Origin of the sequence: Psychrobacter immobilis (assembly GCF_904846235.1) — a bacterium.
In the GTDB taxonomy this organism is placed as follows: Bacteria; Pseudomonadota; Gammaproteobacteria; order Pseudomonadales; family Moraxellaceae; genus Psychrobacter; species Psychrobacter immobilis_C.
The window spans coordinates 1-7,859 of sequence record NZ_CAJGZN010000037.1 but is presented as its reverse complement, the minus strand read 5'-3'; the positions used below and the strand labels follow the sequence as shown (position 1 = coordinate 7,859).

At 41.4% G+C, this 7,859-nt stretch carries 6 protein-coding genes and 1 tRNA gene; 4 read left to right on the top strand and 3 right to left on the bottom strand.

The annotated features are described in order from the left end of the window. Nucleotides 1–288 precede the first annotated feature (288 nt). Entirely contained in the window at nt 289–804 is a 516-nt protein-coding gene (locus JMX07_RS13245) for a L,D-transpeptidase (RefSeq protein WP_201608407.1), read from the bottom strand. A 140-nt stretch (nt 805–944) separates the two neighbouring features. On the opposite strand from JMX07_RS13245, the gene JMX07_RS13240 reads away from it, so the two are divergent. Continuing rightward, nucleotides 945–2,213, top strand: a complete 1,269-nt coding sequence (locus JMX07_RS13240; protein ID WP_201608405.1) for a hypothetical protein — start codon at nt 945–947, stop codon at nt 2,211–2,213. A 145-nt stretch (nt 2,214–2,358) separates the two neighbouring features. Here JMX07_RS13240 and JMX07_RS13235 read toward each other — a convergent pair whose 3' ends face one another. Then, nucleotides 2,359–3,597 (bottom strand): argininosuccinate synthase, encoded by a 1,239-nt coding sequence (locus JMX07_RS13235; protein WP_057761167.1) that lies wholly within the window; start codon nt 3,595–3,597, stop codon nt 2,359–2,361. A 335-nt stretch (nt 3,598–3,932) separates the two neighbouring features. Between JMX07_RS13235 and pyrC the strand changes: the two genes are divergently transcribed. The 3 genes from pyrC (at nt 3,933) to JMX07_RS13220 (ending at nt 6,561) form a co-directional block, all read left to right on the top strand. Next, nucleotides 3,933–5,003, top strand: coding sequence for a dihydroorotase (pyrC, locus tag JMX07_RS13230; protein WP_201608403.1), 1,071 nt, complete (start codon nt 3,933–3,935; stop codon nt 5,001–5,003). Between the two features lie 291 nt (nt 5,004–5,294). Then, nucleotides 5,295–5,954, top strand: a complete 660-nt coding sequence (gene rnt, locus JMX07_RS13225) for a ribonuclease T (protein ID WP_201608408.1) — start codon at nt 5,295–5,297, stop codon at nt 5,952–5,954. Between the two features lie 531 nt (nt 5,955–6,485). Then, nucleotides 6,486–6,561 (top strand) — tRNA-Glu (locus tag JMX07_RS13220). Between the two features lie 240 nt (nt 6,562–6,801). Here JMX07_RS13220 and JMX07_RS13215 read toward each other — a convergent pair. Then, the gene (locus JMX07_RS13215; RefSeq protein ID WP_201608401.1) at nt 6,802–7,410 is read right to left on the bottom strand and encodes a BLUF domain-containing protein; all 609 of its coding nucleotides are present in this window, start codon (nt 7,408–7,410) and stop codon (nt 6,802–6,804) included. Nucleotides 7,411–7,859 lie beyond the last annotated feature (449 nt).

Here is a 7,859-nt window from a genome sequence, read left to right as displayed (position 1 = left end):
ATGTCATCAAAGCTATTCATGCTACCAGCCATTTGCTCGGCCAGTTTTTTAATGTCAGATTGGTTAGTCATTGCTTATTCTCCTGTTAGTGGATTATAAGCAGTTACACAAAGTTTGGGAAAGGCTCCAACGTTTTGGTAGAAGTAGTAATATTATTTTTATGACGGATACTACTTTCATAAAGTAATACTGCTCCATAAAAAAGACAGCTTGTTATATAACCAGCTGTCTTTTTTTATCGTGTTTAAATAGTTTCTGTCAGCGCCATGGCTAAATGTGCAATCTGTCCTAATTAGCCACAATCGTAACAGGCATACCCTCTTCTACTTGCTCAAATAATTCTACGATATCTTCATTACGCATACGTATACAGCCATGTGATAGCGGAATATTCATTGGTTCAGTATCTGGTGTGCCGTGAATATAGATATAGCGCTCATAAGTATCGCAACCACCTTGGCCATTGCTACCTTTGTTTAACCCTTCTTCAAGACCGCTTAACCAAAGAATACGGCTCAATATCCAGTCACGCTTGGGATGTAGCTCACCAAGATTTGTATCGTATATCTCACCTGTCGGTACACGCCCGACAAATACCGCATTCACAGGCTCACTACCACCTATTTTTTGTTCAATGACATGCCTACCGAGCGGTGTGCAACCGCTATCCTGCTGACTACCAATACCATTCTTTGCAGTGGAGACTACGTATCTCACAACCTCAGTTTGCTGCTGGTACAGCGTCAATGTTTGCTCAGCAACATTAATCACAAGTTGTTTATCAAGGGTCTTATTATTGGTCATAAATGCTTCCGACTATCAGTCATTCATCAGATTACTATCAAGGTTATTAGTAAAATGATTGAAAATTTCTATTATCAAGGGATTGTATCAAGACATTTGGCACCGTAATATAGGGGCACACTTTTTGATGCTAGCAGATTATGACGACTATTTCACCGACACGTGTGTCGATGTATGATTTTTTATATCATGATACCCAGCCTATGCTGTCACTTTTGGCCGATGCGGCACAGCTCTCTCTACCGCAAGCTCGCTTAGGGATGGATGCCAGTCTACAAGCCATCGTAAGTGCATTGCTCGCCTATCAGCAGCGTCATCAGGGACAAGCAGTCAGCAAAAAGCTGTTTGGTCGTGGTGCTGTCAAAGAGTTACGACAGTATAACTCAATGAACTTTGCAACCATTAGCGCCACACTCTATCATCGTCACGATGCGGCAGATGCCGTATTCAGCGATAATGCCCGTGTCATAAAGGCAAGCGAACATATCGCTGAGAAGATTGATGCATCGATGCAGCAGGCTCAAACTCTACTCACCTCCTTGTGCGTGATTGTGCTACGTGAATTGGCTATTCTGACAGAATACAGTCAGCTAGACAGTGATGAGATCAATAAATGGTTTGCGCTACAACCACAGTTTTTATCAGCAGCCCGATTTAGCCCAGAGCATACGCATACCTTATCTGCTGAGACAGAAAGCAATAGTGACCTGCCCGAATCAACTACTGAAGCTGATGAAGCGATAGAGAATAGTCCCGAGAGTAATGCTGAGCATACGTTATTAAATGCTGAGCAGTTATCAAGCACTCCACCTTCTTTTGATCCTTACTGGTATGAGCTGACCGGATTCAAACCTGAAGACTATGAACCTGTGCAAGACATGCAAATGGCAACAGGCAATTACTTAAAAGCCATTGGACGCTCACCTGATAATCTACAGCAAGGTCGTCACAACGATATGCTGGTATTTACCGAGATGCATGCCGTTGCCTTACCACATCAACGCTGGCTGCTACAATTAGCCAAAATATCAGATATCTATCTCAGTCGAAATCGACTGCGCGTTAACTCTGAACCAGCCAATCCGCCCAAACCGCCTTTGGTAAGTTTGGGATTAATCGGCGGCAATAACGACAATACACCGACCACCACTAGTGAAAAGCCCATCGAATATGAGGCTTCCACACCGCTATGGAAAAATCCTGTCATTCTTATCATCATACTTGTCGTTGGTGTCCTTGGTGCACTCGCTACCTTGAAATACCAATCGCAAAAATCTGACGGTGCGATCCTGGCAACTGAAGAAGTGTTAGAACAAGATGCTATTGATGAGCGTCAACAGCAAGATGTGGCCATTGTAATGGTAGATGAAGACGAACCTGACGCTGCAGAGACAGAAAAATCTGAGTAAAAAGCTTTACTATTAAGACAGCTATTCTAAAAGTGATGCTTTTAGCGATCATTTATTAGCCATAAAAAAAATAGGCCCTATTAATATAGAGCCTCTTTTTATTGTGCGATCTAAGCTATTCATTGGCTATCAGTAGCCCAAAAACTTACTTAGATAAATCGCGACCACGGCTAGCTTCGATAGCTAAACGTAGGCCATTTAGACGGATAAAGCCTTCTGCGTCTTTTTGATCATAAGCGCCCGCATCATCTTCGAAAGTGGCGATTTTTTCATCAAATAATGAATCGTCAGATTTACGGCCGACGACGCTTACGCTACCTTTATACAGTTTTACGCGTACCGTACCGTTGACGTATTCTTGTGATTTGTCAATCAATGCTTGTAGCATCATACGCTCAGGGCTGAACCAATAGCCATTGTAGATAATTTTTGCGTAGCGTGGCATTAGCTCATCTTTTAGATGGGCAGCTTCCCGATCAAGCGTTAGTGACTCAATACCGCGATGCGCTTTTAGCATAATAGTACCCGCTGGCGTCTCGTAGCAACCACGTGACTTCATGCCGACGTAACGGTTTTCAACGATGTCTAAACGGCCGATACCATGTTTGCCGCCTATTTCGTTCAGCTTAATCATGACTTCATAAGGCTTAAGTGCTTCGCCATCGATAGCAACGATGTCGCCTTTTTCGTATTCTAGTTCTAGATATTGTGCTTCATCAGGTGCTTCTTCTGGGCTGACAGACCAGCGCCACATGTCATCTTCTGCTTCAGTATACGGTTCTTCTAGAACACCGCCTTCATAAGAGATATGCAGTAAATTCGCATCCATTGAGTAAGGAGATTTTTTCTTATTGCCCGCATAATCGATTGCGATATCATGCTCTTCAGCATACTTCATCAAGCTTTCGCGGCTTGATAGATCCCACTCGCGCCAAGGAGCAATAGTTACTACGTCTGGTGATAAGGCGACTGCACCTAGCTCAAAACGAACTTGGTCATTGCCTTTACCAGTCGCACCATGACTGATAGCATCGGCGTTATGCTCTTTAGCAATCTCAACCAAACGCTTGGCAATCAATGGACGAGCAATAGACGTACCTAGCAAGTACTCACCTTCGTAAATGGCGTTAGCACGGAACATAGGGAATACATAATCACGAGCGAACTCTTCGCGCAAATCTTCGATATGGATATGCTTGATACCCATTGCTTGAGCTTTGGCTCGTGCTGGCTCAACTTCTTCGCCTTGACCGATATCAGCGGTAAAGGTGATTACTTCCGCATCATAAGTTTCTTGTAGCCATTTAGCGATGATTGAGGTATCAAGACCACCTGAATAAGCCAAGACGATTTTATTGATATTTTTTGGATCAAGTTGAGCCATGAAGAACTCCCATTATGAAATATAGTTTTAGAAAAGGCGACGATCAAATCGAAAGCAAGTCGAACGATAATTACCTGCTCAGTGTACATCATATTTACTATGGGCAAAAGTCTAACTGCCATAAGGCGTGCGCTTTTGACTTAAATTCTAGTCAACCTCATTTTTGCCACCAAAATTTAAACATCATTTAACGACAGGATACTAACCTTAGCTCGATGAATTATGTACAGATATCTAGCCTTATATTTAGTCAAGTGGGCAAATCTGTTATGATAGACCCACAGTATCACTCCCTTTTGTTTCCTTTATTTGACGATATAGAGCGCTTTGACACTATGACTGATTCGATTAGAGAATTGACCATCCTTCAGCCAGATGACTGGCATATTCATTTGCGTGACGATCTCGCTTTGAGCACGACCGTACCGCATGCAGCAAGCAGCTTCAACCGTATCATCTGTATGCCTAACCTGGTGCCTCCAGTCAAAAACGCGCAGGATGCTATTGCTTACCGCGCACGTATCATGGAGCAATTAGTAGCAAGTAACTTAAGTCTTGAGCGCAAGTCAGCTTTCGATCCGCGTATGACTCTATACTTAACGGATAACACCACTGCCCAAGACATCGAGTTGGCAGCGCAGTCAGGTATCGTACAAGCTGTCAAACTCTACCCTGCTGGAGCGACTACCAACTCCACAGATGGTGTCACCAATATTAATGCCTGTGTCGATGTCTTTGAAGCATTAGAAAAGTACAATTTGCCACTACTGATACATGGTGAAGTTACTCAAGACCATATAGATATCTTTGATCGCGAAAAGCGTTTCTTAGACGAAGTATTGGCTCAAATTATCGTGAAATTCCCTACGTTGAAAATAGTAGTAGAGCACATCACTACCAGCGATGCGGCAGATTTTGTATTGTCACAAGGTAACAATGTTGCTGCCACTATTACGCCGCAGCATTTGATGTTTAACCGCAATCATTTATTGGTTGGTGGCATCAAACCGCATTTTTATTGCCTACCTATCTTAAAACGTGAGAGCCACCAGAAAGTGCTATTAGATGTGGCCACTAGTGGTAATCCAAAGTTCTTTTTAGGTACTGACTCTGCGCCACATGCGACAGACAAAAAAGAAGCCGCTTGTGGCTGTGCAGGTTGCTATAGCGCAGCCACGGCGCTGCCTTTGTATGCGACCGCCTTTGATAGTGTTGGAAAAATAGATAAGTTAGAGGGTTTTGCCAGTCGTTTTGGCGCTCAGTTCTACGGCTTACCTCTAAATGAAAGCACGATCACACTTGTCAACACGCCTATGCAAGTACCGACTGACTATCCTTATTTTGATGGTGCATCATTGACGCCCTTGATGGCAGGTGAGACGCTACCTTGGTCAATTAAGGCTTAAAGCCTGTAAAGCTTAGCATTCAATGAATGACCTATTATTTTATCCTATGATATTAACGATACCTTTGTAGTAGATGTCTTTGTACTAAAGGTGCAGTTAGTATCATAGGATGCTTATTTCTTATTCAATATATTAGTACGACTGATAAAAGTGATTTAACTTTATATGACCAATCAAAACATAGCGACCTTGCCTGACGAAGACTTATCAAACCCTAAATCTGCTAGTCCTGATACTACTCTAAACGCTTCCCCTGAAGATGTAGCTTCAGCGACAGATGAGCAAGCACCTATGGCATTAAAAGACCGCTTTCGTAAGTTCTTGCCTGTCGTCGTCGATGTGGAAACAGCAGGTTTCAATGCCCAGACGGATGCACTGTTAGAAATTGCCTGCATTCCCGTCTTACTAAATGAGCAAGGTGTATTTTATCCAGGTGAAGCTTTCAACGCTCATATTGAGCCTTTTGAAGGCGCAAACTTAGAGCCAAGTGCGCTTGCCTTTACCGGCATTGATCCTAAAAACCCAATGCGTAAAGCCATTGCAGAAGATGAAAAAACAGCATTGCGCCGCATCTTTAAAGGGTTAAAAGACGTACGCCGTGACGAAGAATGCCGTCAATGTGTCTTAATTGGGCACAATGCCCATTTTGACTTGGCTTTTCTGAATGCAGCTGTGCTACGAACCAATAGTAAAAACCACAATCCATTTCATAACTTTTCAGTATTCGATACCGTAACCTTATCAGCATTAGCCTTTGGTCAAACCGTCCTAGCACGCGCTTGTAAAGCAGCAGGATTGGAGTTTGATGGCAAGAATGCTCACTCAGCTTTGTATGACACTCAAAAGACTGCTGAACTATTCTGTCATATACTAAATAACTACCCTATGTTGGCCAATGCGCTGCATGATGAAAAGGCGAAAGAAGAGTCAGCTGATAGCGACAGTCAATAAATCACATATCCTATATTGCCAATCATACATAATAGTGCTATTTGTAATACTTGATGACTTTAACATCTTGATTTGGCAATCAATAGGGATATGATTGATATCATAATATATAGACGGAACTATTTTCATGATTACAGACATAGTTATTCTATTGGATATGAATAACTGTCTGATGATAAAATATCACTCTTAAGCGATGTAATTATATCCTATAGATGGTTTAAGTTGCTCACACTGTCTTGATAGTAAGCATTATCAAGATTAATAGGAGGGACTTTATTATGGATCCACAGCTCAAGTTATGGGGTACCATTCTCGGTTATATGCTGCTTGCATTGACGATTAGCGCCTGTACTTCTTTATGGATTCGCTATCATTTAAAGCGAAATGACCTACATCCTCGTCGCGCAATTAAAAAAAGATATTTAATTTTAAAAAGACGTAGAAAAAGGCTTGACAGGAAGCGCCGACGCTATTAAAATACGCACCACTTCAGCATAAATGGTGAAAGCAGTTGAAGTGTTGTTACTAGTCCCCATCGTCTAGAGGCCTAGGACACCGCCCTTTCACGGCGGTAACGGGGGTTCGAATCCCCCTGGGGACGCCACTATTTGGCGTCACTTGTTAGCACTTTTGCTTAGCATTAGATTAGACTAACAAGCGTACCACCAAAACCCAGTTCATAATTTATTATGAACTGGGTTTTTTTATACCTGTTATTAGAAGCTAACTTATTTTTTTAAATAAAAAAGCCAGCATTCAATTGAATGCTGGCTTTTTCTATTTGGCTGTCTTATTAAGTATAAATATAACTTGGCTCAATGGGAACTTTATTCATATCTATCGATTACAGCAGTAACCATAGCAACGTAGCCACTATCATCAATCCCAATATCGTCTGGATTAAAAAGAACGCCTGATGCTGCCCTACAACTTTACTTAAAGTCACCCCTAGCGTACTGTATTTGACAGGAGGCGTATCGACGTTACCTGTTCTCGTTTGCTCTTCATAGTAGCCCTGCAACACGTCCAAGAACTTCTGCCACTCATTAGAATCCCACTCATACGGCTTAAATGGCATTAACTTTTTAAGCTCAGGCTCTTTAGTCATCCAACGCTCAAGGGTAATCGAACGTAATGACCAACTGGCAAAACGGCGTTTAGTAATTTCAGAGAAATCTAAAATCTTTAATTCTTTATGTCGATCATCCACCAACAAACGATTTTTTAGATTAGTTAGTGCCTGCTCTGAGCCTTCGACACACTGTAAAAAGTAGCCATTGCCATAGCAAAGAATACCCGTGACATTATCTATTTGATTGCGTTCAACCGCAGTCTCTGAGATATCATTAAGCGTGCTAGGACTTGAAAGACCAGTAGAGGTAATCCGGCTTATATACACAAGCTGGCAGAGATCTGTCGTTACTGGATTTGTTGAATCGTTGATTGTTGACAATCAGCTTCTCCCTATTATCAGGTAAATATCGCTAAAACAATCATACTAACTTCAGAAAAAATATAGAGACAACATAACTAAGCGTAATGAATTGGTCTGATATATTATTGATTTTATAAGTTTTTATATTAATTGTATTAAGTTAGTTACATCATAGGTTAGTTTGGTCATTAAAGCAACCTATTACTAGACATAGGCCCGCTTAGACACAAAAAATATATGTAATAACCATACTATATTCCAAAGTAGATTATATATATTCTTGGTATAGGATTTAGTAATAGTTGATTTTTGGATTAATCTTTAAAAATAGTATAGAAAATTTGGTGGTGTTCTAAAAAGTATGCTGGCATCAGACGTAGCCATAATTGATATAAAAGAACACCAGATCGAATACTTTAAAGTGATTATCAAGCTTTTTTGAGAAGCAACAAGTCTTTCTAACCGCC

Coding starts and splice junctions, on each gene's coding strand:
- pyrC (WP_201608403.1), top strand. CDS start 3,933: ATGACTGATTCGATTAGAGAATTGACCATCCTTCAGCCAGATGACTGG.
- JMX07_RS13240 (WP_201608405.1), top strand. CDS start 945: ATGACGACTATTTCACCGACACGTGTGTCGATGTATGATTTTTTATAT.
- JMX07_RS13235 (WP_057761167.1), bottom strand. CDS start 3,597: ATGGCTCAACTTGATCCAAAAAATATCAATAAAATCGTCTTGGCTTAT.
- JMX07_RS13245 (WP_201608407.1), bottom strand. CDS start 804: ATGACCAATAATAAGACCCTTGATAAACAACTTGTGATTAATGTTGCT.
- rnt (WP_201608408.1), top strand. CDS start 5,295: ATGGCATTAAAAGACCGCTTTCGTAAGTTCTTGCCTGTCGTCGTCGAT.